Genomic DNA, 22273 nt, shown 5'->3' with positions numbered 1-22273 from the left:
CGCGTTGTAGAGCACAATTGGGGGTGGTGAACCGCGCGTGTACGCACGGGTAACCTGTTCGGCGTAACACAGCAGGCGGATGCGCGCACGGCTAATGACAAGGAAGTCGATTCTCCAGTGTCGAATCAGAACGCGGTAGAGACGAAGACGGATGTAGTGCTCGTGGGCGCAGGCATCATGAGTGCCACGCTGGGCGCATTGCTGCGCCAGCTGCAGCCCGATTGGTCGATCTCGACCTTCGAGCGGCTCGATGCCGTCGCAGCCGAGAGCAGCGACCCCTGGAACAACGCGGGAACCGGTCACTCCGCCCTGTGTGAGCTCAATTACACTCCGGAGAACTCGGACGGCACGGTCGACATCAAGAAGGCCGTCAACGTTAACGAGCAGTTCCAGGTGTCCCGCCAGTTCTGGGCGCACGCGGTCGAGCAGGGCGTCCTGACTCAGCCCAAGGAATTCATCAACCCCATCGCTCACGTGAGCTTCGTTCACGGTGAGGCCAACGCCAAGTACCTGCGTGCTCGCTACGACGCACTTGCCGGCCACACGCTGTTCCGCGGTATGGAGTACATCGACGATCCGGCCGAGTTCAGCAAGCGTTTGCCGCTCATGGCCAAGGGACGCGACTTCTCCGAGCCCTTCGCACTGAACTGGAGCCAGGACGGCACCGACGTCGATTTCGGAGCGCTCACCAAGCAGCTCATCGGCTACATCGGTAAGACCGGCGGCAAGATGTACTTCGGTCACGAGGTCACCAACCTGACCCAGAACTCGGACAAGTCGTGGACCGTCAAGGTCACCAACCGTCGTACCGGTGAAAAGCGCACCGTTCGCTCGCGCTTCGTGTTCGTCGGCGCTGGTGGTGGCGCTCTGCACCTGCTGCAGAAGTCGGGCATCAAGGAAGCCAAGGGCTTCGGCGGCTTCCCGGTCAGCGGTGCCTTCTTGCGATGCACCAACCCCGAACTCATCGACCAGCACAGCGCCAAGGTCTACGGCAAGGCCGCCGTCGGCGCCCCGCCCATGTCGGTGCCGCACCTCGACACCCGTGTCATCGGCAACAAGCCGGGTCTGCTGTTCGGTCCCTACGCAGGTTGGTCGCCGAAGTTCCTCAAGCAGGGCCGCGTCACGGACTTGCCCGGCTCGGTCAAGCCCAACAACATCCTCTCGATGCTCGGCGTCGGCGTCAGCGAGCTCGGCCTGGTCAAGTACCTGGTCAGCGAACTCGCCAAGAACGAGGCCGGACGCATCTGGGATCTGCGTGAATTCGCGCCCAAGGCGCAGGCGCAGGACTGGGAACTGATCACCGCAGGCCAGCGTGTCCAGGTGATCCGCCGGGCCAAGGGCAAGGGCGGCGTCCTCGAATTCGGTACCGCTGTGGTCGCCGCTGAGGACGGTTCCATCGCCGGTCTGCTCGGTGCTTCGCCCGGTGCCTCCACGGCCGTCCCAGCGATGCTGGACGTACTCGAGCGCTGCTTCCCGACCGAGTTCCAGGGCTGGAAGGGCAAGCTTCGCGAGATGGTTCCGTCCATCGGCGTCAAGCTCACCGACAACGAGGGCCTGTTCAACCAGGTGCGGGATTGGTCTTCGAAGGTCCTCGAGCTCGATTCCGCCGGTGCTTCCGGATCGGCTCCGGTCGCGGATACCGCCGCGACTGTGTGATAGTCCAACCCATGACGGCAACAGCAGCTTTGAAGCGTTCATGGGCACTCGATCTCGACAACAAGACGTTCTACGAGTTGTTGAAGCTTCGAGTGGAGGTCTTTGTCGTCGAGCAGGCCTGCCCGTATCCCGAGTTGGACGGGCGGGACCTGCTGACGGAGACGCGTCACTTCTGGCTCGAGCAGGACGGCCAGGTGGTGTGCACACTCCGTCTGCTCGAAGAGCATGACGACGGCAACAAGAGCTTCCGAATCGGACGTCTGTGCACGTCGCGTCAGGCGCGCGGTCAGGGCCACACGACCCGCCTCCTGCAGGCCGCACTGGCCGAGGTCGGCGAAGCGCCGTGCCGGATCAATGCGCAGACCTACCTGGTCGAGATGTACGCCAAGCACGGATTCAAGGCTGACGGCGAAGAGTTCATCGAAGATGGCATCCCGCACACCCCGATGCGTCGTGGTGGGGGAGAGCCCTTCGTGGCTGTCAGCTAGTTTGTTCGAGATTTGACCCTGGTCGGCTCATGGGAAAGTGAGCCGACTAGGGTTTTTTCGATACCGAATGCTCGCGGGGAAGTCCTGTTCGATTCAGGCGCGGTCCCGCCACTGTGAAAGATCTCTCCTCTACCGATTGTCCGGGAGATCTCAGCCAGGTTGCCGCGACATTCGAGTGCAGCCAAATTCTCGGCGAGGAAACCGAGAGGTGGAGGGATATCGACGTGCGAAGTGAAGAAGATCGACCAGTGGCGGGCTTCCCGTTCAGTGCTGTGGTCGGCCAGGATCAATTGCGATTGGCGCTGATCCTGTGTGCCGTGCATCCGGGGATCGGTGGAGTCCTGGTTCGCGGTGAGAAGGGAACCGCCAAGTCGACTGTCGTGCGCGCGCTGACTGTGCTGCTGCCGGCGGTCGACGATGCCGGAACGACGCGACCGGCCCGCTTGGTGGAACTGCCCGTCGGCGCCACCGAAGACCGGGTGATCGGGTCCATCGATCTCGAGAAGGTTCTCCGTGACGGGGAACGCGCTTTCCAACCTGGACTTCTCGCGGCCGCTCACCAGGGCGTTCTGTACGTCGACGAGGTGAATCTGCTTCACGACCACCTGGTCGACGTGCTTCTCGACGCCGCGGCGATGGGCCGGGTTCACATCGAGCGTGACGGCATCTCCCATTCGCATCCGGCCAAGTTCGTACTCGTCGGCACGATGAATCCCGAAGAGGGAGAACTGCGTCCGCAGTTGTTGGACCGTTTCGGTCTGGCGGTCGATGTCGCAGCTTCCCGCGACGTCGACGTCCGCATGGAAGTGGTGCGTCGGCGCCTGGACTACGAGCGTGACCCCGAGGCATTTGTCGCTCGGTACGAATCAGCCGATCAAGAGTTGGCGGCCGAAATCCTCACGGCGCGTAAGAAACTGGACTCCGTCGAGTTGAGCAATCGGGAGCTGCGACGTATCGCCTCACTGTGTGCGTCGTTCGACGTCGACGGTATGCGCGCCGACTTGGTGCTCGCCCGTACCGCGACCGCCCACGCCGCGTGGCGAGGCGACAGTGAGGTCACTGCGGAGGACGTGCGAGTAGCGGCGGAACTGACGCTGCCGCATCGCCGCCGCCGCGACCCGTTCGACGAGCCCGGCTTGGATCAGCAGCAGTTGGACGATGCACTCGAGCAGGCTGATCAGGATGCCCAGTCGCAGGTCGAGGACGACGCGCGCGACGGGGAGCCCGAACCTCCCGAGAATCCCGACGGTCGCGGCCCCGAAGATGGCGGCTCCGGCGATGATGGACCAGGCGATGAGGGCCCAGGCGATGAGGGCCCAGATGATGACGGCCCTGAAGACCCTGACGGACCAGGTGGGGGAGTGCGCGCCACTGAGCGACCCTCGGCTCCGCCCGCCGGCGAGTTCAAGGCCAAGCTCCTCGAGGTTCCTGGCGTCGGCGAAGGCGCTCCGGGACGCCGCTCGCGATCCATGTCGTCCCGTGGCCGGGTAGTGCGATCCACCCGGGAGCGGGGTCACAGGTTGCATTTGACGAGCACGGTCTTCGCCGCAGCCGAGTCCCAAGTTGCGCGCGGGCGTACTGCGGGGCGGCTGCGACTGGCACCTGATGATCTTCGCGGCGCGATTCGTGAAGGGCGAGAAGGCAATCTGATCGTCTTTGTTGTCGACGCCTCGGGGTCGATGGCAGCTCGCGATCGGCTCTCCGCGGTCACCGGTGCTGTCGTCTCGCTGCTCCGCGATGCCTACCAGCGCCGCGACAAGGTCGCCGTCATCACTGTTCGCGGCCGCGAAGCGGAGCTCGTCCTGCCGCCGACGTCTTCGGTGGACATCGCCGTTCGCCGTCTGCAGTCCATGCGTACCGGCGGCAAATCCCCACTCGCAGAAGGATTCCTGCGTGCCCGCGAGGTGGTTCTGCGTGAGCGCCTTCGTGACCCGCAGCGCCGCGCCCTCGTCGTCACGCTCACCGACGGCCGGGCTACCGGTGGCAAGGACGCGCTGCATCGCGCCCGCGTCGCCGCGCATCTTCTTGCCGATGCATCAGTCGCGTCCATCGTCGTCGACTGCGAGACCGGCCTCGTTCGTCTGGGGTTGGCGGCCGAGTTGGCCCGAGAACTACGTGGCGGATACGTCCGCCTAGCCGAATTGTCAGCGCAGCAGGTCGCGGGTGTCGTCCGCGCCGCAGCCTAGATCCCAGCTCAGGAGTTCACGATGCCCAAGGGTGTTCCCGAGACAGTTCCCGACGACGGTCTGACCACGCGTCAGCGTCGTAACGCACCGGTGCTCGCCGTGCACACCGGCCCTGGAAAGGGTAAGTCCACTGCCGCTTTCGGCATGGCGCTGCGCGCCTGGAACCAGGGGTTCGACATCGGCGTCTTCCAATTCGTGAAGAGTGCCAAGTGGAAGGTCGGTGAGGAAGCCGCATTTCGCGCCCTCGGAAACTTGCACGACGAAACCGGCGTCGGTGGGCCGGTGCAGTGGCACAAGATGGGCGAAGGCTGGTCGTGGACACGCAAGGCCGGTAGCGAAGAAGACCATGCCGCTGCCGCCGCTGAGGGTTGGCAGGAGATCGCGAGAAGGCTTGCAGGCGAGGAACATCGATTCTATGTCCTCGACGAGTTCACCTATCCGCTCAAGTGGGGCTGGGTCGACGTCGACGAGGTCGTGCAGACACTGCGCGATCGTCCGGGCAACCAGCACGTAGTCATCACGGGACGCGACGCCCCGCAGGCGTTGATCGACGCCGCCGACCTCGTGACCGAGATGACCAAGATCAAGCACCCCATGGATGCCGGCCGAAAGGGCCAACGGGGCATCGAATGGTGAGTGTTTCCACGCCGGCCGTGGTGATTGCCGCACCTGCCTCGGGTAGCGGAAAAACCACGGTAGCAACGGGATTGATCGGTGCGCTCCGGCGGTCCGGCAGCAGCGTCGCGCCTTTCAAAGTGGGGCCGGACTACATCGATCCCGGTTATCACGGGCTCGCCGCGGGTCGACCTGGACGCAACCTCGACACCGTCCTGGTGGGCCCGGATCGCATCGGCCCGCTCTACCGGCACGGAACAGGCGGCTGCGACATCGCAGTGGTCGAAGGTGTCATGGGCTTGTTCGACGGCAAGATCGACGAGGCCAACTCGCAGCCGTCGGCCGAAGGATCGACGGCGCAGGTCGCGTCGATCCTCGGTGCGCCGGTGGTTCTCGTGATCGACGCCCGTGGACACAGTCAGAGTCTGGCCGCCGTACTGCACGGCTTCGCGACGTACGACGCGGGTGTGCGGATCGGCGGCGTCATCCTCAATCGTGTGGGCAGTGCTCGCCATGAACAGGTGTTGCGGCACGCGTGCGACAAGGTCGGCGTCGCGGTGCTCGGAGTTGTACCGCGGTTGACGGAACTCGAAGTCCCCTCCCGTCATCTCGGGTTGATCCCGGCGGCTGAGCACGGCGCGGCCGCCGTGGCTGCGGTGGACGCGATGTCCGACCTGATTGCCTCGCACGTCGATCTCGGCGCTGTTCGCGAGCTGGCCGCATCGAACGTGAGTTCAGGTGCGTGGAATCCGGTTGCCGAAGTCGGCGAACACGGCGACTCTCGGCCTGTGATCGCCATGGCTGGTGGACCCGCCTTCACCTTCGGCTACGCCGAGCACCGAGAACTGCTGTCCGCTGCCGGCGCCGACGTCCAGGTGTTCGATCCGTTGCACGACGAGCTTCCCGCACGAACTGCCGCTCTGGTCCTTCCCGGCGGTTTCCCGGAAGAGCACGCGGTCGATCTTGCGGCCAATACCGTTCTGCTGCAGCAGGTTCGTGACCTGGCGGACGGCGGTGCGCCGATCCATGCGGAGTGTGCCGGTCTGCTCTACCTTGCTCGCAGCCTGGACGGTCACAGCATGGCCGGTGTTGTCGGGGTGGATGCGACGTTCGGGAAACGCCTGACCCTCGGGTATCGGGAAGCGGTCGCGATCAGCGGATCGAGCCTCTTCGACCCCGGCGCCCGCGTCACCGGGCACGAGTTCCACCGGACCTCGCTGGTCTCGGCCGACGCCGACGGGTGTGCAAGTGCATGGGGTTGGCGGCCGTGGGACGGCGGCAGCGTCCGCGAGGGATTCATTCGCGGCGGTGTCCACGCGTCGTATCTGCATACTCATCCGGTGGGGCAGCCCGAATCGATCGCGAAGTTCGTCGATGCCGCCCGAGGATGACCTCTGTCTTGGCATTGGATTCACGACGAGTGCCACCGCGAAGGACATCGTCGCTTCGGTGAACGCCGTACCTCAAGGGCGATGGAAGATCGTGGTACTCGCCACTGCGACGGCAAAAGCCGAGTCCCCGGCTCTGCTGGCAGCAGCCGATGAACTGAACGTCCCGATTGTCGGTTTTGCACCGGACGTGCTTGCGCGCGTTCAGGTTCCGTCGCCGTCATCTCGCGTCGAGAACGCGATCGGGACGGCGAGCGTCGCGGAAGCGGCTGCGATCCTCGCGTCCGGGGGCGGCCGGCTCGTGCTGGCCAAGACTGCCAGGGATGGAGTGACCGTAGCCGCGGCCCGTAAAGTTTCCTCCAGCTTGAACAATTCTGACGACGAAACGGAGTGCGAGTGAGCGAGTCCACCGCAGACGAGACCAACTACCTGGTCGGCCTCAACCTGACCGATCGACGCGTGGTCGTGTTCGGCGGTGGCACGGTGGCTCAGCGCCGTCTCGGACTGCTTGTCGCATCCGGTGCCCGTGTTCACGTCATCAGCCGCGCGTTCACTCCAGCGGTCGAAGGCATGGCCACGGCCGGGCAGATCACGGTCGAAGAGCGTCCGTACGCAGATGGTGACCTCGAAGGTGCGTGGTACGCCATCGCGTCGACCGACGAACCGGAAACCAATGCGGCGATCGTCGCCGAAGCGGAGCGTCGCCACATCTTCTGCGTGCGCGCCGACAACGCGAAGCACGGCACCGCGGTAACTCCCGCCAGCGCCGAGTACGACGGTATGAGCATCGGAATTCTGGCCGGCGGCGATCACCGTCGTTCGGCAGCGGTCCGCACCGCCGTCGTCGAAGGTCTTCAGTCGGGCGTACTCGCCGATACGGCCGAGCCTGCCGCTGCGGGCGTAGCCCTCGTCGGTGGTGGCCCCGGTGACCCCGATCTGATCACCGTGCGCGGCCGCCGGTTGCTCGCTCGTGCCGACGTCGTCGTCGCCGACCGATTGGCTCCACCCGAGTTGCTCGCCGAACTGGGTCCGGACGTCGAGGTGATCGACGCCGCGAAGATTCCGTACGGCCGCGCCATGGCACAGGAGGCCATCAACGCCGCGCTGATCGACAACGCCAAGGCCGGCAAGTTCGTCGTCCGCCTCAAGGGTGGGGACCCGTACGTCTTCGGGCGGGGATACGAAGAACTCGAAGCGTGCGCCGCCGCCGGCGTTCCGGTGACCGTAGTGCCCGGAATCACGAGCGCGATCTCGGTCCCGTCGGCCGCAGGCATCCCGGTCACCCACCGCGGCGTCACCCACGAGTTCGTCGTCGTGAGTGGGCACGTGGCTCCGGATCATCCGGATTCGCTGGTCGACTGGTCGGCGCTGGCCAAGCTGCGCGGCACGATCGTGCTGCTCATGGCGGTCGAGCGCATCGATCAGTTCGCCAAGGCACTCGTCGACGGTGGACGCCCGGCAACCACTCCGGTCATCGTCATCCAAGAGGGCACACTTCGTACTCAGCGTGAGGTGCGTGCCGATCTCGCGACCGTTGCTCAGCGCGTCAAGGATGAGGAGATCAAGCCTCCGGCGATCATCGTGATCGGGCCGGTCGCGGGCTTTTCTGTCGACGCTGGGTAACGTGAAGTCTTGTGTCTGATTCCCCAACGTCTGAAACCGCCTCGGCGAATGCCCCGATAGCGACTCGAGTCATCGGGCTCGCCATCATCGTCCTGAGCGGTTTGCAGATGATGGTGGTGCTCGACGGCACCGTCGCAAACCTCGCTCTGGCCCCACTTCAGGCTGATCTGGGTCTGAGCGACAGTGGTCGCAACTGGGTGTTGACCTCCTACGCGCTGGCCTTTGGCGGGCTCATGTTGCTCGGTGGTCGACTCGGCGACGCGTACGGGCGCAAGAAGATGTTCATCGCGGGCGTCTCGCTGTTCACGGTGGCATCTCTTCTGTGCGGTCTGGCACTGAACGAAGGCATGTTGATCGCAGCGCGGGCGCTTCAAGGCGTCGGAGCAGCCGTTGCGTCACCTACAGCCTTCGCGCTTGTGGCTACGACCTTCGCAGCGGGCCCGGCACGAAATCAGGCAATCGCGATTTTCGCAGCCATGACGGGCGTCGGATCGATCGCAGGTCTGATCATCGGCGGCGCATTGACCGAGGTCTCGTGGCGTCTGATCTTCCTCATCAACGTCCCGATCGGCATCGCGCTCGTTGCTATGGCGTTCCGCGCCCTCCGTGAGACTAACCAGAAGCGACTCGCGTTGGATGTCCCCGGCGCGATCCTCGCGACGCTCGGATGTACCGGCGTCGTGTTTGCGCTCACCGAAGGTCCGGAAATGGGGTGGGGGAGCATCGCCGTTGTCGGTGCGTTGACGGCTGGTCTGATCGCCCTCGCCGCTTTCCTCTTCGTCGAGCGAACTGCAGACAATCCGCTGTTGCCGTTCTCGTTGTTCGCAGATCGCAACCGCGTCGCGACGTTCCTCGCCATCTTCTTCGTCGGTGGCGCGATGTTCAGCATGACCGCCTTCGTGGCGCTCTTCGTGCAGGACATCATGGAGTATTCACCGCTGCGCGCCGGCATCGCGTTCATTCCGTTCGCGTTCGGATTGGGTGCCGCTGCCTCCGTTGCATCCAAGCTCGCAGTGAAGATTCAGCCGCGGTGGCTGGTCCTCACCGGCGTCGTGATCATGATCGTGGGACTGCTGTACGGGTCCACTCTCGATTCCGATTCCACCTACTTGGCCAACTTGTTCGTGCCCGTGATCGGGATCGGATTCGGTATCGGCCTCGCGATGGTGCCCTTGCCGCTGTGCGCGATCGCTGGTGTCCCCGAGACCGAGATCGGCCCGCTGACCGCAATCTCGCAGGTTGCCCAGACGCTCGGTGGACCGCTGGCACTGTCGGTGATCGGTGCGATGGCGACGTCGAAGACGCTGTCTCTCGGCGGCACTTCGGGCAAGGCCGCGGACATGAATCCGGCGCAATTGATCGCACTCGGCGAGGGATACACCTTCGCGCTCGTCGGCTGCGCAGTCTGCGCTGTGTTCGCCGGTATCGCTGCTCTGTGCATCAGGTTCACGCCCTCCCAGGTTGCCCAGGCGCAGGCGGCGGAGAAGGCAGCCCAGGGAATCGCCTGATCAGTCCTGTTTATCCGGTTCGCTAGCCGATACGATCGTTGCAGGACGTGCCGAGAGTCTCGACGAATCGGGGTGCCGTGATGCGGATCGCGGACATATTGCGAAACAAGGGCAACAGCATCGTCACCATTGACGCCCACACGACGGTGAACGGGTTGCTGTGCGATCTCGCCCGTCACAACATCGGCGCCATGGTGGTGATCGACGATGGCGCGGTTGTCGGGATCATTTCCGAACGAGACGTCGTTCGACGCCTGCACGAGCGCGGTCCGGATCTTCTCGGCACACCGGTCTCCGAGGTCATGACGGCCCTGATGTACACGTGCGTTCCGGCAGACGCCGTGGACAGCATTGCCGCGATCATGACCGAGCGTCGGATCCGCCACCTGCCGGTGATCGAGGACGGCAGCCTGCTCGGCATCGTGAGTATCGGGGACGTGGTGAAGAGTCGCATCGACGAACTCAAGAGTGAACGCGATCAACTGGAGTCGTACATCGATCATGGCTGATCGATAGGTCGTCTCACGGTGACTACTCTCGTGTGATGGCTGCAATCGAGGAATCCACAGCAGACACGGTCACCATCGTGGCCGGGCTGGAGAGCACCTTCGCTGACGAACTGGGCGCTCTGACCGTGCCTTGGCATGGTGCTACCGCGCCTGACCCGCAATTGCTCGTTGTGAACGAGCGACTGGCTGCGTCATTGAGATTGGACGTGACAGCGCTGCGAAGTGTGGACGGGGTTGGCGTCCTGGCCGGATCGACGGCGCCGGTCGGGGCCACACCGGTGGCGATGGCGTACGCGGGTCATCAGTTCGGTGGATACGCACCAATTCTCGGGGACGGTCGGGCGTTGTTACTCGGTGAGCTCGTGAGCAGCGACGGTCAGCGAGTGGACCTGCATCTGAAGGGCTCCGGGCCCACGCCGTTCTCTCGGGGCGGCGACGGGTATGCGGTCGTCGGGCCGATGCTGCGCGAATATCTGGTCAGTGAGGCGATGTATGCCCTCGGTATCTCCACTACGCGCGCGCTGTCGGTGGTGGCGACGGGTCGGCACGTTCGCCGCAGCGGCGCAGAACCCGGCGCCGTGCTTGCGCGGGTTGCGTCGAGCCATCTTCGAGTGGGGACCTTCGAGTTCGCGGCCCGGCAGGGCGAGGTCTTGCAGCCGCTCGCCGACTACGCGATCGCCCGCCACTACCCGGAGCTGACCGAACTGCCGGCATCGGGGACACACAATCGCTACCTGAGGTTCTTCGAGAACGTGGTCGAGGCGCAGGCGTCACTGGTGGCGAGGTGGATGCTCGTCGGTTTCGTACACGGGGTCATGAACACCGACAACACGACAATTTCGGGGGAGACCATCGATTACGGTCCGTGCGCCTTCCTCGACGCCCTCGATCCGGCGGCCGTGTTCAGCTCGATCGACCGCGGCGGCCGCTATGCGTTCGGCAATCAGCCCGGTGTCTTGAAGTGGAATCTGGCGCGCTTGGCAGAAACATTGTTGCCGCTGATCGATTCCGCACCCGACGATGCGATTTCCGCGGCGTCGGCAGTTCTCGACACCTTCGACGAGCGCTACGAGGGACACTATGCGGCCGGTATGGCGGCAAAGCTCGGTTTGGGCTTGCCGATTGTCGATCGGACGCTTGTCGACGATCTGCTGACGTTGTTGGCGGAACACGGTGCTGATTGGACGGGCAGTTTCCGCGCTCTCGCGGACGAATTGCGCGGAAATTCGGCGCCCCTCGACCAACTCGTGCCAGGGGAGCACATCGCGCCGTGGTTGCAGCGGTGGCGCGGCGCCCTGGCGGAACAGGGACATGGGGGTGTGGAGACCGCTGGCGCGATGGATCGCGTCAACCCGCTGTACATTCCGCGCAATCATCAGCTCGATGCTGCCCTGCGCGCCGCGAACGACGGCGACCTCGTTCCATTCGAGAAGCTGCTGGAAGTGGTCACGCACCCGTTCGACCGGCGCGACGAGTGGGCTGCCTACACCGCGGCGGCCCCGCAGTCTTTCAGTGAGACGTTCCAAACCTTCTGCGGCACTTGACAGACAGACGAATCCATCAATCCGTCAGGATGATCAATTCACGCTCCGACGCGATCTCCACCCGCAGTCCCGCTTTCGACGCCACCCGCGCAACACCTTTGATGTCCGTGGGTTCGGCGCGCGAGATCACGAGTGCCCGCGCGAGCAGACCCTTGTGGTGCTTGTTGAAATGACTGACCACAGTGCGGGTGCCGTCCGGCTTTTCGGTGAGCACGGTGGCGATCAGCGCGTCCGGAACCGGTCCCAGGTCTTGGTAGGTACCCGATCGCAGATCGATCACAAGTCCGTCGGCTTCGGCGGCCAACGCCTTCGGCAGTTCCGGCTTCCACAGTGAGCGGAGCGTACCCATCCCGGGCAGTTTGGACCCACCGGAGAGGCGGTACGCGGGGATCAGATCACCGGCGCGGACCGCACCGAACAGGGCGGAACCGATTGCGATCCGATCGAGAGCCTTGGCCTTCTGGGCGCGGGTGAACGACTTGGCGTCGAGTGCGTCGAAGAGCACCCCGGTGTAGCGCTGCAGCGCGGGCCGCGTCGCGGACACCCACAGCTTGGCGTTGCGCTCCACTTCGTCCGCTTGCGTCGGACCAAGGCCGAGCGCTTCGCACGACGCCTCGACGTCGGCGGCCAGATCGACCAGCGTCTGAACCAGCAATTCGCGCGTTTCGGTCAACTGGGGCATCGACAGTTCGGCCAGATCGAGGGGCGCATCCTTGCCGCCGTCGGACTTGGTTTCTGAGGGAGGCAGCAGTACAAGCACGCTGTAACCGTACCGAGGCCCGCTCGGCCGACTACGGCGACTATCCTTACACCTCGTGATTACCCGTCTGTCCCACCTGTTCCTGCGTACCCTGCGTGACGATCCCTCGGACGCCGAAGTTGCCAGCCACAAACTGCTGGTTCGTGCCGGCTACGTGCGTCGTATCGCTCCAGGCGTCTACTCGTGGTTGCCGCTGGGATTGCGGGTGCTGCGCGAGGTAGAGCGTGTTGTCCGTGAAGAAATGAATGCCATTGGCGGACAGGAAATCCTGCTGCCTGCGCTGCTCCCGCGCGATCCTTACGAAGCGTCGAACCGCTGGACCGAGTACGGCCCCAACCTGTTCCGCCTCAAGGACCGCAAGGGCAACGACTACATGCTCGGCCCGACCCACGAGGAGCTCTTTGCTCTGACGGTCAAGGGTGAGTACAACTCCTACAAGGATTTCCCGGTCACCCTGTACCAGGTGCAGACCAAGTACCGCGACGAAGAGCGTCCGCGTGCGGGCATTCTGCGCGGTCGCGAGTTCCTCATGAAGGATTCCTACTCCTTCGACCTGACCGACGAAGGCCTGACGGAGTCATACCAGGCGCACCGCGGCGCCTACGAGAAGATCTTCACGCGCTTGGGCGTCAAGTACGTCATCGTCTCGGCCACCTCCGGTGCCATGGGCGGCAGCGCGTCCGAGGAGTTCCTCGCCGAGAGCGAGATCGGCGAAGACACCTACGTCCGCTGCCTCGAATCCGGTTACGCCGCCAACGTCGAGGCCGTCAAGACGGTTGTTCCCGCCTCGATTCCGTTCGACGGGCTGCCCGAAGCGAAGGTGTACGACACCGCGAACACCCCCACCATCGACACCCTGGTGGACTGGGCGAACGGCGCCGACCTCGGCCGTACGGTCACCGCGGCCGACACCCTCAAGAACATCATGGTCAAGACCCGTCTGCCCGGCGGCGAGTGGGAACTGCTCGGTATCGGCATCCCCGGCGACCGTGAGGTCGACGAAAAGCGACTGGAGGCTTCACTGGAGCCGGCCGAGTTCGTGATGATCACCGAGACGGACTTCAAGAACAACCCGTTCCTGGCCAAGGGCTACATCGGCCCGAAGGCGCTGCAGGCCAACGGTGTTCGCTACCTCGTCGATCCGCGCGTCGTCGACGGCACCAGCTGGATCACTGGCGCCGACGAAGACGGCAAGCACGTGGTCGGCCTCGTCGCAGGGCGTGACTTCACGCCGGACGGAACCATCGAAGCTGCCGAAGTTCGCGACGGCGACGCCTCGCCCGACGGAGCCGGTGCGCTGGTCTCGGCTCGCGGCATCGAGATCGGGCACGTCTTCCAGCTCGGCCGCAAGTACACCGACGTGTTCACCGTCGATGTCCTCGCCGAGAACGGCAAGCCCGTCCGCCCGACCATGGGTTCGTACGGCGTCGGCGTCTCGCGCCTGGTTGCCGTCATTGCCGAACAGCACCACGACGAGAAGGGCCTGCGCTGGCCGGCCGAGGTCTCACCGGCCGATGTCTACCTCGTCATCGCGAACAAGGACGAGACCGCTCGGGAAGGTGCCGAAGGCCTCGCCGCGCAGCTCGACCGCGCCGGACTCGAAGTGATCCTCGACGACCGCAAGGCATCGCCGGGCGTGAAGTTCAAGGACTCCGAGCTGATCGGTGTTCCGCTGATCGTTGTCGTCGGCCGTGGTTGGGCTGACGGCAAGGTCGAAATTCGCGATCGCTTCACTGGTGAAAGCCGTGAGATCGACGCCGACTCGGCGATCGAGGAGATCATCAGCGCAGTTCGCGGCTGATTCGAATAGTCGTCAGGGCCGCCGCAGCCACCTTCCGAGGTGTCTGCGGCGGCCCTTCTTTTCTGCCACAATCGAGCCTATGGAACGCGAACCGGATTGGGCAGAAGTCGACGGCTATCTCGTTTCCACGTTGGTAGGTGAAGATCCGGTTCTCGACGCGGCACTCGTCGCCAATTCCGAGGCCGGTCTCCCGCCCATCGACGTGGCACCGAACCAGGGCAAGCTCCTCAATCTGTTGGCGCGAATGTGCTTGGCGCGCAATGTCCTCGAGATCGGAACACTCGGCGGGTACAGCACAATCTGGCTCGCTCGCGCGGTCGGTCCCTCGGGCCAGGTCATCACGTTGGAATTCGATCCCACCCACGCGGACGTCGCGCGGTCGAATATCGAGCGGGCCGGCGTGGCGGACCGGGTCGACATTCGCGTCGGCGCGGCTCTCGACAGTCTTCCGTCGATCGCGAAGGAGGAGTTGGGACCTTTCGACTTGGTCTTCATCGACGCCGACAAGGAGAACAACACCGAGTACGTGCGGTGGGCTTTGGCCCTCTCGCATCCCGGAACCGTCATCATCGTGGACAACGTGGTGCGTGGGGGACATGTGTCCAACCCGGATATCGACGACGAGCGCGTCAAAGCGAGTCGAGCAGTGTTGGAGATGATCGCGGCCGAACCGAAGCTCGACGGCACTGCCATTCAAACCGTGGGTTCGAAGGGGTGGGACGGGTTTGCCGTTGCAGTAGTGAACGAGTGAGCGCAGACTCGAAGCGGTGAGGATGCTGGGGGCAGCAAAAGCGGCGTGGCGGTGGGTGCGCAGTGCGCCCGGTACGTATGTCTGGCTGTTGGCCTTGCTGTTCACCACACTGTTCCTGCGGCATCTGCCCGATAACGTCGAGGAACGATTTCTCGGCAAGCGCTCGACCAATCTGCATCACCTCGCCGAAGACCCGCTACGCGTCCTGTTTTCGAGCGCCTTCTGGCTCGAAGGTGGCGGATGGTTGGGATACCTGGTGCTGTTCACGATCTTTCATGCCACAGCTGAGCGTTGGCTCGGGACGTGGCGGTGGTTGTGTGTTGTCGTCATTGCCCACGTCGGAGCCACGTACATCAGCGAAGGTGTTCTGTACGAAGGTATTCGGCACGGCTACGTGGCGGAGTCCGCGGTCAACACTCTCGACGTGGGTGTGAGCTACGGCCTGGCCGGCGTGATGGGGATTCTGGTGTACCGCATCGTCGATCCGTGGCGGTACTTCTATCTCGCGGGTTTGTTGCTCTTCTACGGGGTACCTCTGATTTTCGCCACCAATTTCACCGCTATCGGTCACATGTCCGCGTTGTTGCTCGGGTTGGCGTGCTACCCGATCACGCGTGCTCGGGCCGGTACGTGGAACCCGATGGACCTGTGGCATTCGCGAAGAATCGCAGGTCTTCCATGAATCACGCCGCGGAAAGTTACCCGCTGGTAGTTTAGCGTCATCGACGAAAGGTAATGACGTGTCTGGCACCGATGGACTGCTCTTCAACCCCCATACTTACGACCCCGCTCAGTTCGATCCTGAGACCCGCCGCTTGCTCCGAGCCACCATCGAGTGGTTCGAGAGCCGCGGCAAGAAGCAACTGCTTCAGGACGACCTCGACGCCGTGTGGGTCTCCGACTTTCTCGAGTTCGTCGGCAAGGAGAAGTTGTTCGCGACGTTCCAGACTCCGGCGGCATTTGCCGACGGTGACGAGAACCGTCGTTGGGACGGTGCCCGCAACGCAGCCTTGAGTGAGATCTTCGGTTTCTACGGGCTCGCGTACTGGTACGCGTGGCAGGTCACGATCCTCGGACTCGGACCGATCTGGATGAGTGACAACGACGCTGCGAAGAAGCGTGCAGCACAGGAGCTTGCCGACGGTGGTGTCATGGCGTTCGGGCTGTCCGAGCGCGATCACGGGGCCGACGTCTACTCCACCGACATGCTTCTTACTCCCGCCGACGGTGACGTCGTCTTCCGTGCGAGCGGCGAAAAGTACTACATCGGAAACGGCAACGTAGCCGGAATGGTGTCCGTGTTCGGGCGTCGTACGGATGTCGAGGGTCCCGAAGGCTACGTGTTCTTCGTCGCCGACAGCGCACATCCGAACTATCAGCTCGTGGATAACGTTCTGCGCGGGCAGATGTATGTCAGCAACTTCCGCCTCGAGGACTACCCGGTGCGTGAGGAGGACATTCTGCACACCGGCGTCGCCGCATTCGAGGCCGCACTCAACACGGTCAACGTCGGAAAGTTCAACCTCTGCACCGGCTCCATCGGGATTACCGAGCATGCGTTCTTCGAGGCAATCACTCACGCGCAGAATCGAATTCTCTACGGCAATCCGGTCACGGACTTCGCCCACGTTCGCGCCGCCTTCGTCGACGCGTATTCACGCTTGGTCGCGATGAAGCAGTTCAGTGCGCGGGCGGTCGACTACTTCCGCAGTGCCAGCCTCGAGGACCGCCGCTACCTGCTGTTCAACCCCATGACCAAGGCCAAGGTCACCTCCGAAGGTGAGAAGGTGGTCGGGTTGCTGCACGACGTGATCGCGGCCAAGGGTTACGAGAAGTCCACGTACTTCCGCGAGGCAGCACAGATGATCGGCACACTGCCCAAGCTCGAGGGCACCGTCCACGTCAACGTCGGTCTGATCCTCAAGTTCTTGCCGAACTATCTGTTCAATTCAGCGCAGTTCCCGGAGGTCGTCACTCGCGACGACGCCGCCGACGACGAGTTCTTCTGGAACCAGGGGCCTACCCGCGGCGCTGCGAAGATCCAGTTCCACGAGTGGAAGCCCGTCTACGAGAAGCACTCTTCGATTCCGAACGTCGCTCGTTTCTACGAGCAGGCGATCGCGCTCACCGAATTGCTCACTGCTGCAGCGCCGGACGCGCAGCAGCAGAAGGATCTCGATTTCATGCTCAACGTCGGGCACCTGTTCTCCCTCGTCGTGTACGGTCATCTGATTCTCGAGCAGGCCGAGATCACCGGACTCGACGTCGACGTTGTCGATCAGATCTTCGACTTCCAGATCCGCGACTTCTCGGGATACGCGATCGCACTGCACGGAAAGCCCTCGTCGACGCCGGAGCAGCAGCAATGGGCACTGGCCGCGGTGCGTAAGCCCGTGGTCGACGGCGAACGCTTCGACCGGGTGTGGCAGCAGGTCAAGGCGTACGACGGTGCGTACGAGATGCGCGCATGACCGCCCCGGTGACGCGCGAGCAGTTGATGACCGTCGTGGAGGGATCTCCGAAAGCCGTCGGCGCGCATGACCGCTCGACGTGGGTTGCCCTCTTTGCCGGCGACGGGCAGATCAACGACCCTGTTGGTTCGCGTCCGCACAACGGTCAGGCGGCGATCGAAAGCTTCTACGACACGTTCATCGCCCCCAATTCGATCACTTTCCATGTCGAGCGCGACATCGTGTGCGGCCGGACGGTGTGGCGCGATCTGAGCCTCGCTACCGAAATGTCGACCGGAGTCGTTCTCGACGTTCCGATGCACTTGCGTTACGACTTGGTGGGGGAGCCCGATTCCTTGCGGATCGGAACCCTTTATGCGCATTGGGAATTGGCGACGATGTTGAGCCAGCTCGCTACTGCTGGTGTGGCAGGGGTGAGGGCGGCCGCGAAGTTGACCCCGCAGCTGCTCTCGAACCAGGGGATCGGCGGGGCGCTCGGGTTCTCACGCGGCATCTTCGGAGTTGGAGACAAAGGCAAGAAGGCAGCGTCGCGGTTCCTCGATGCGGCCGCCGTCGGCCGGACCCCGCCGGTACCCGTCGAGCTTCCGGCGGGCACACAGTTGTCCAACGCTGATGTCAACGCTCTGCTGACGGGCGTGACGAAGAGCAAGATGTTGGTTGCCGGTCGAACTGTGACGGCGAGCGTCATCGTGTGCGGGGAACCAGCCATCGCACTGTTCGGCTTCGAGGCGAGCGGTCATCGCATTAACCGGGTGCGTTTCTTCACCGAGAGCTGATATCGAGAGCCCTCCACATGCAGGTCAGGCTCGGCGCGCCACTCCGGCGCGCCGAGCCTTTCGGGTTCCGGTTGTTGTCAGAGGGCCCCGAGGTCCGCGGACAGCCAGTGCTGCGGGTCCATGAAGATCGCGACCTGCTCGCCCAACTGAGATCGTGCGAATTCGAGGTATCCGTCGACCTTGTCCGGAGTCAGGTAGCGCCGCGAGACTTCGACCAGCATCTCGTCGGTGCCCGGAACGATCTTGTCGACGGATCCGCTGACACTGACGTAACGGATTGTCGGGTCAAGCCTTTCGGCCATCAACGAGAAATGACCGGCCGACGAGATGAGCTGCGCTTTTCGCGAATCCTTTCCCGTGAGGATCCACGGTTTGCCGCCGGGTGAGTACAGGTACCAGATCGGGACGGTCAACGGGCCGCGCTCGGGACCGTCCGATACAGACAGCGCCCCGATGTGGGGCTCGGACAGAAACTGTTCACGCTCATTTTCGGAGAGTGCCATTCCTCGAGATTACCGCGACGTTTGACATGGCGTTGTGACTCCGTACACAATCGATGTGCTCATTATGAACAGGCGTTCGCAATACGAACAGATCAGTCCAGGCAAGCAGATCTGAAGCATCGGTGAATGCCCACAAGCAGTGAATGTCGAGGATCCGATGACCGCACCGCATACACAGTCGAGTTCAACCACCGGTTCGCGTCGGGTGAGTGCCACAATGTGGGTAGCACCGTTGTGTTGGATCGCTGTGCTCCTGGACGGATTCGACCTGGTCGTACTCGGCGCGGTGATTCCTTCGCTTCTCGACTACGACGCATGGGGATTGAGCACAGGCACGATCACGATGATCTCGACCTTCGGGCTCATCGGCATGACCATCGGCGCCCTCGTCATCGGCACTCTCACCGACGTCATCGGTCGACGCCGCGCACTGCTGTACGCCGTTGCTGCCTTCTCGATTCTCACTCTGTTGTGCGCAATTGCGCCGAACCCCTTCATCTTCGGTCTGCTGCGCTTCCTGGCCGGTGTGGGACTGGGTGGCGCCCTGCCGACGGCATTGGCTCTGGTCAACGAATTCTCGAAGAAGCAAGGCGGCGGGTCTGCGTCGACCATGCTGATGACCGGCTATCACGTCGGCGCCGTTGCCACCGCCGCGCTGGCGCTCGTTGTGATCGAACCTTTCGGTTGGCGAGCGATGTTCGTTGTCGGCGCACTTCCGGCCGTCGTCCTGATTCCGCTCATGCTGCGGTACCTGCCGGAATCTCCGTCGTACCTTCTCGCTCACGGAAAGCGTGCCGAAGCCGAGGAAATCGCTGCCCGCTACGGAGTCGCACTCGAGGCCGCGCCTACGTCCGAAGCTGGGCGCGCAGAAGCTGCCAATCCCGTTCGCGCACTGTTCTCTTCGAAGTTCCTGCGCAACAGCATCGCCATCTGGATCACCAGTTTCATGGGCTTGCTGCTCGTCTACGGATTGAACACGTGGCTTCCGACAATCATGCGTGAGGCCGGATACAACCTCGGGGCGTCGTTGACGTTCCTTTTGATCCTCAATGCCGGCGCCGTCGTCGGACTCTTGATCGCCGGGGGCGTCGCGAACAAGATCGGCCCGCGTACCGCCGCCATCGTGTGGTTCGCCGGAGCGGCATTGTTCCTGGCACTTCTGAGTGTGAAGGTGTCGTTCGGGATCTACGTGATGGTCTTTCTCGCCGGATGCTTCGTGTTCAGTGCACAGGTGTTGGTCTACGCCTTCACCAGCGCCAATCATCCTCCTCAAATTCGTGCGACAGCGCTCGGATGGTCGGCCGGTGTCGGTCGGGTCGGTGCGATCTGTGGCCCGATTCTGGGCGGAGTTCTCCTGGGTGCGGGTTACGCCGTGCCGTGGGGCTTCTACGCATTCGCGCTTGTCGGTCTGCTCGGTGCAATTTCGATCTCCTGCACGCGGGTACGCATCTGAAATACCAGTTTCGCAGGTTGGTGCGCTACTGCTATCGTAAAACATGAGTATCAAGAGTAGCGCTATCGCCACGCCGCAGGCACTGCTACCGACGACATCGTCTCGATCCGGTTTGTGGTGGGGCTTGCTCGGAGTGCTGGCATTCTCGTTCACCGTTCCGCTCACGAGAGTCGCCGTCGCGGATCTCGACCCCTTGTTTGTCGGTGCGGGCCGCGCCGTCGTTGCCGGAGTCCTTGCGATTGTGATGCTTTCGGTAACTCGCGCGACGCTTCCGACGCTTCGGCAATGGTTGCGCATCGCACTCGTGACCGTTGGCGCGGTTCTGGGGTTTTCACTGTTCACCACGTTTGCGTTGCAGACATCGCCGGCAAGTCACGCGGCGGTGGTGATCGGTCTACTTCCCGCGGCTACCGCGGTTTTTGCCGTCGTTCGAGGAAAAGAGCGCCCCAGTCCGGGATTCTGGTGGGCAAGCGCCGGCGGTGCGGTGTCCGTCGTAGGGTTCGTGGCCGTCGCAAACGGTGGACTCGGCTCGTTCCATCTCGCTGACCTTCTTCTGTTCGCCGCGGTTGTCTGTGCAGCGCTGGCATATTCGGAAGGTGCGTTGCTGGCTCGCGAGATCGGGTCGTGGCAGACGATTGCCTGGGCATTGATTCTCGGACTGCCGGTAACGATTGCGTTGACGGTGGCGTCCATGGCACAGGCCCCGGTCTCCGCCGATACGAACTCGTGGCTTTCGTTTGCCTACCTGGGGTGCGTGAGTATGTTTCTCGGGTTCTTCCCCTGGTACCGGGGCCTGGCGATCGGTCCCATTTCCACAGTGAGCCAAACACAGTTGGTTCAACCGGTACTCAGCATCGCGTGGTCGGCGCTGATACTCGGTGAGGCGTTGTCACCCTCGATCATGGCCGGTGGCGTCGTCGTGATCGTGTGCGCCTGGCTTGCTTTGAAGGCCCGAGTGGCAGCGCCGCGTGCTGTGTCGGCACGCGACGCGCCTACTGCTGCAGTTGGCTCAGAAAAGCGGCCCGCCGCCGAAGGCACTGCGATGTGACGCCGGTTGTTTCCCGTTGGCGTCGGTGATCCCGTATTCGACAGCCGTTTCTGCGGTGATCAGAGTGTGACCGCTGCGCGCGTTCACTTCTGGATCGTTGGCCAACGCGGTGATGACCTGACCGACGAATTCGGGGGTTTCGGCCTCGGCCAGTGAGAAGCCTTCGAAGCTCTCGATTCCGCTCGCTTCCATGCGTTCGTTGCGGATCAATCCGAGCCAGAAGGACAGCGCGGTGACGCCGGTTCCCTTCAATTCGACGGCCATGTCCGCAGCCATCTTGTCCAAGCCTGCCTTCGACATGCCGTACAGCACCGAGTGCAGGTACCCGCGGGTCCCGAATGACGAGATGTTGCCGATCACTCCGCTGCCCCGGGGAACCATCAACTTGGCCGCTTCCACCGAAGCAACGTAATGGGCGCGTAGCCCGATCCCGATCAGCGAATCCCAATCGTCGATCGGCCTCTTCCAGAACGGATCAGCGAAGCCTGCATAGCCGGCCGGGTTGGCCCAGACGTTGTTGACCAGGAGATCGAGGCGCCCGGACTGTTCGTCGGCGATACGGGCAAACAGGTCGACGATCTGCTGATCGTCGCTGTGATCGCACTGCACGGCAATGCCGTGACCACCGCGCTCGGTGATCTCCGCTGCGGTGCGATCGAGCGGGCCGTCGGCGCCGACGGTTCCTCGTGCCGTCACGTACACCGTCCAGCCGTCGCTTCCCAGGGCGAGGGCAATGCCCTTACCGACGCTCCGGCTGGCACCGGTTACGAGCGCAACTTTTCCGTTCGTCGTCATCGCGGCCCACCCAACGAACCCTCGGCGATGTCAGCGTCAGGGGACAGGAGAGTGGTGATCGACCACGTCTCCGTGAAGTGGCATTGACTCATTTTCCACACACCGTCCTCGATCACGTATTTGTCGTCGTATTCCCCGGTCATCAACTTCTCGGTGCGTCCGACGGTGTCGACCTGGCGGAACTGCAGGGTCCATCGACCTACCGCGGAAGTCTCCGAGGTCAGTGCGATATCGGGATGCAATCCGTGATGCATGTCGAGGACCGCGTACCGGCCGTCGACCTTGCGAAGGGCGATCTTCTCGAAGATGTCCGCCATCGGCCCCGCGTCGTCGAACGCGCCGAGACGGCCGTAGTCGATCGACGCTCCGGAACGGATGAAGCTGTTGCGGAACTGAAC

21 protein-coding genes are annotated in these 22273 nt (G+C 63.5%); 17 read left to right on the top strand and 4 right to left on the bottom strand.

Annotation, left to right across the window (positions count from 1 at the left end; translation table 11 throughout):
• Positions 1 to 117 precede the first annotated feature (117 nt).
• From mqo to ACFQ6H_RS26915, 10 genes are all read left to right on the top strand, one after another.
• Positions 118 to 1656 carry a malate dehydrogenase (quinone) gene (mqo, locus tag ACFQ6H_RS26960; protein WP_378649735.1) on the top strand — a complete coding sequence of 513 codons (1539 nt, stop codon included), beginning with the start codon at positions 118 to 120 and terminating at the stop codon, positions 1654 to 1656.
• An 11-nt stretch (positions 1657 to 1667) separates the two neighbouring features.
• Positions 1668 to 2144 carry a GNAT family N-acetyltransferase gene (locus ACFQ6H_RS26955; protein ID WP_003942808.1) on the top strand — a complete coding sequence of 159 codons (477 nt, stop codon included), beginning with the start codon at positions 1668 to 1670 and terminating at the stop codon, positions 2142 to 2144.
• Positions 2145 to 2368: 224 nt separating this feature from the next.
• The gene (locus ACFQ6H_RS26950) at positions 2369 to 4330 is read left to right on the top strand and encodes a magnesium chelatase subunit D family protein (protein ID WP_378649733.1); all 1962 of its coding nucleotides are present in this window, start codon (positions 2369 to 2371) and stop codon (positions 4328 to 4330) included.
• A gap of 21 nt (positions 4331 to 4351) precedes the next feature.
• Positions 4352 to 4966 carry a cob(I)yrinic acid a,c-diamide adenosyltransferase gene (cobO, locus tag ACFQ6H_RS26945; RefSeq protein ID WP_019748043.1) on the top strand — a complete coding sequence of 205 codons (615 nt, stop codon included), beginning with the start codon at positions 4352 to 4354 and terminating at the stop codon, positions 4964 to 4966.
• A complete protein-coding gene (locus ACFQ6H_RS26940; protein WP_378649731.1) occupies positions 4960 to 6336 on the top strand; it encodes a cobyrinate a,c-diamide synthase in 1377 nt (458 codons plus the stop codon). Before cobO ends, ACFQ6H_RS26940 begins: the two co-directional genes overlap by 7 nt.
• Positions 6320 to 6733 carry a cobalamin biosynthesis protein gene (locus tag ACFQ6H_RS26935; protein WP_378649729.1) on the top strand — a complete coding sequence of 138 codons (414 nt, stop codon included), beginning with the start codon at positions 6320 to 6322 and terminating at the stop codon, positions 6731 to 6733. The genes ACFQ6H_RS26940 and ACFQ6H_RS26935 overlap by 17 nt, the downstream gene beginning before the upstream one ends.
• Positions 6730 to 7956, top strand: a complete 1227-nt coding sequence (gene cobA, locus ACFQ6H_RS26930) for a uroporphyrinogen-III C-methyltransferase (protein ID WP_283303818.1) — start codon at positions 6730 to 6732, stop codon at positions 7954 to 7956. Before ACFQ6H_RS26935 ends, cobA begins: the two co-directional genes overlap by 4 nt.
• Positions 7957 to 7967: 11 nt before the next feature.
• On the top strand, positions 7968 to 9464 hold the full coding sequence (locus ACFQ6H_RS26925; protein WP_378649727.1) for an MFS transporter: 1497 nt from the start codon (positions 7968 to 7970) through the stop codon (positions 9462 to 9464).
• Between the two features lie 80 nt (positions 9465 to 9544).
• The gene (locus ACFQ6H_RS26920) at positions 9545 to 9973 is read left to right on the top strand and encodes a CBS domain-containing protein (protein ID WP_378649725.1); all 429 of its coding nucleotides are present in this window, start codon (positions 9545 to 9547) and stop codon (positions 9971 to 9973) included.
• A gap of 35 nt (positions 9974 to 10008) precedes the next feature.
• Positions 10009 to 11517 carry a YdiU family protein gene (locus tag ACFQ6H_RS26915; RefSeq protein WP_378649723.1) on the top strand — a complete coding sequence of 503 codons (1509 nt, stop codon included), beginning with the start codon at positions 10009 to 10011 and terminating at the stop codon, positions 11515 to 11517.
• Positions 11518 to 11533: 16 nt separating this feature from the next.
• On the opposite strand, the gene yaaA is transcribed toward ACFQ6H_RS26915, so the two are convergent.
• Entirely contained in the window at positions 11534 to 12277 is a 744-nt protein-coding gene (gene yaaA / locus ACFQ6H_RS26910; RefSeq protein ID WP_378649721.1) for a peroxide stress protein YaaA, read from the bottom strand.
• A 55-nt stretch (positions 12278 to 12332) separates the two neighbouring features.
• Here yaaA and ACFQ6H_RS26905 point away from each other — a divergent pair, with 55 nt between their 5' ends.
• The 5 genes from ACFQ6H_RS26905 (at position 12333) to ACFQ6H_RS26885 (ending at position 18076) form a co-directional block, all read left to right on the top strand.
• The gene (locus ACFQ6H_RS26905; protein WP_378545737.1) at positions 12333 to 14078 is read left to right on the top strand and encodes a proline--tRNA ligase; all 1746 of its coding nucleotides are present in this window, start codon (positions 12333 to 12335) and stop codon (positions 14076 to 14078) included.
• 79 nt (positions 14079 to 14157) lie between these two features.
• Positions 14158 to 14829, top strand: coding sequence for an O-methyltransferase (locus tag ACFQ6H_RS26900; RefSeq protein ID WP_378649719.1), 672 nt, complete (start codon positions 14158 to 14160; stop codon positions 14827 to 14829).
• A 22-nt stretch (positions 14830 to 14851) separates the two neighbouring features.
• Positions 14852 to 15511 carry a rhomboid-like protein gene (locus ACFQ6H_RS26895; protein ID WP_378449968.1) on the top strand — a complete coding sequence of 220 codons (660 nt, stop codon included), beginning with the start codon at positions 14852 to 14854 and terminating at the stop codon, positions 15509 to 15511.
• A gap of 58 nt (positions 15512 to 15569) precedes the next feature.
• Positions 15570 to 17300 carry an acyl-CoA dehydrogenase family protein gene (locus tag ACFQ6H_RS26890; RefSeq protein WP_378649717.1) on the top strand — a complete coding sequence of 577 codons (1731 nt, stop codon included), beginning with the start codon at positions 15570 to 15572 and terminating at the stop codon, positions 17298 to 17300.
• Positions 17297 to 18076: a nuclear transport factor 2 family protein gene (locus tag ACFQ6H_RS26885; protein ID WP_378649714.1), complete on the top strand. Its 780-nt coding sequence runs from the start codon at positions 17297 to 17299 to the stop codon at positions 18074 to 18076. The genes ACFQ6H_RS26890 and ACFQ6H_RS26885 overlap by 4 nt, the downstream gene beginning before the upstream one ends.
• A 77-nt stretch (positions 18077 to 18153) precedes the next feature.
• On the opposite strand, the gene ACFQ6H_RS26880 is transcribed toward ACFQ6H_RS26885, so the two are convergent.
• Entirely contained in the window at positions 18154 to 18579 is a 426-nt protein-coding gene (locus ACFQ6H_RS26880) for a pyridoxamine 5'-phosphate oxidase family protein (RefSeq protein ID WP_378449962.1), read from the bottom strand.
• Positions 18580 to 18736: 157 nt separating this feature from the next.
• On the opposite strand from ACFQ6H_RS26880, the gene ACFQ6H_RS26875 reads away from it, so the two are divergent.
• Positions 18737 to 20032: an MFS transporter gene (locus ACFQ6H_RS26875; protein ID WP_378649712.1), complete on the top strand. Its 1296-nt coding sequence runs from the start codon at positions 18737 to 18739 to the stop codon at positions 20030 to 20032.
• A 43-nt stretch (positions 20033 to 20075) separates the two neighbouring features.
• Entirely contained in the window at positions 20076 to 21080 is a 1005-nt protein-coding gene (locus ACFQ6H_RS26870; protein ID WP_378649710.1) for a DMT family transporter, read from the top strand.
• Here ACFQ6H_RS26870 and ACFQ6H_RS26865 read toward each other — a convergent pair.
• Together ACFQ6H_RS26865 and ACFQ6H_RS26860 are read right to left on the bottom strand one after the other, a co-directional pair.
• Positions 21042 to 21875 (bottom strand): SDR family NAD(P)-dependent oxidoreductase, encoded by an 834-nt coding sequence (locus tag ACFQ6H_RS26865; RefSeq protein WP_378449959.1) that lies wholly within the window; start codon positions 21873 to 21875, stop codon positions 21042 to 21044. The genes ACFQ6H_RS26870 and ACFQ6H_RS26865 overlap by 39 nt on opposite strands.
• A partial coding sequence (locus ACFQ6H_RS26860) for a nuclear transport factor 2 family protein (protein WP_378649686.1) occupies positions 21872 to 22273 on the bottom strand: 402 nt, incomplete at its 5' end. The genes ACFQ6H_RS26865 and ACFQ6H_RS26860, both read right to left, overlap by 4 nt.

This window comes from Rhodococcus sp. NPDC056506 (assembly GCF_042794945.1).
GTDB lineage: Bacteria > Actinomycetota > Actinomycetes > Mycobacteriales > Mycobacteriaceae > Rhodococcus_F.
Note: the sequence above shows the minus strand (reverse complement) of the source record. Positions and strands in the feature narration are given on the sequence as shown.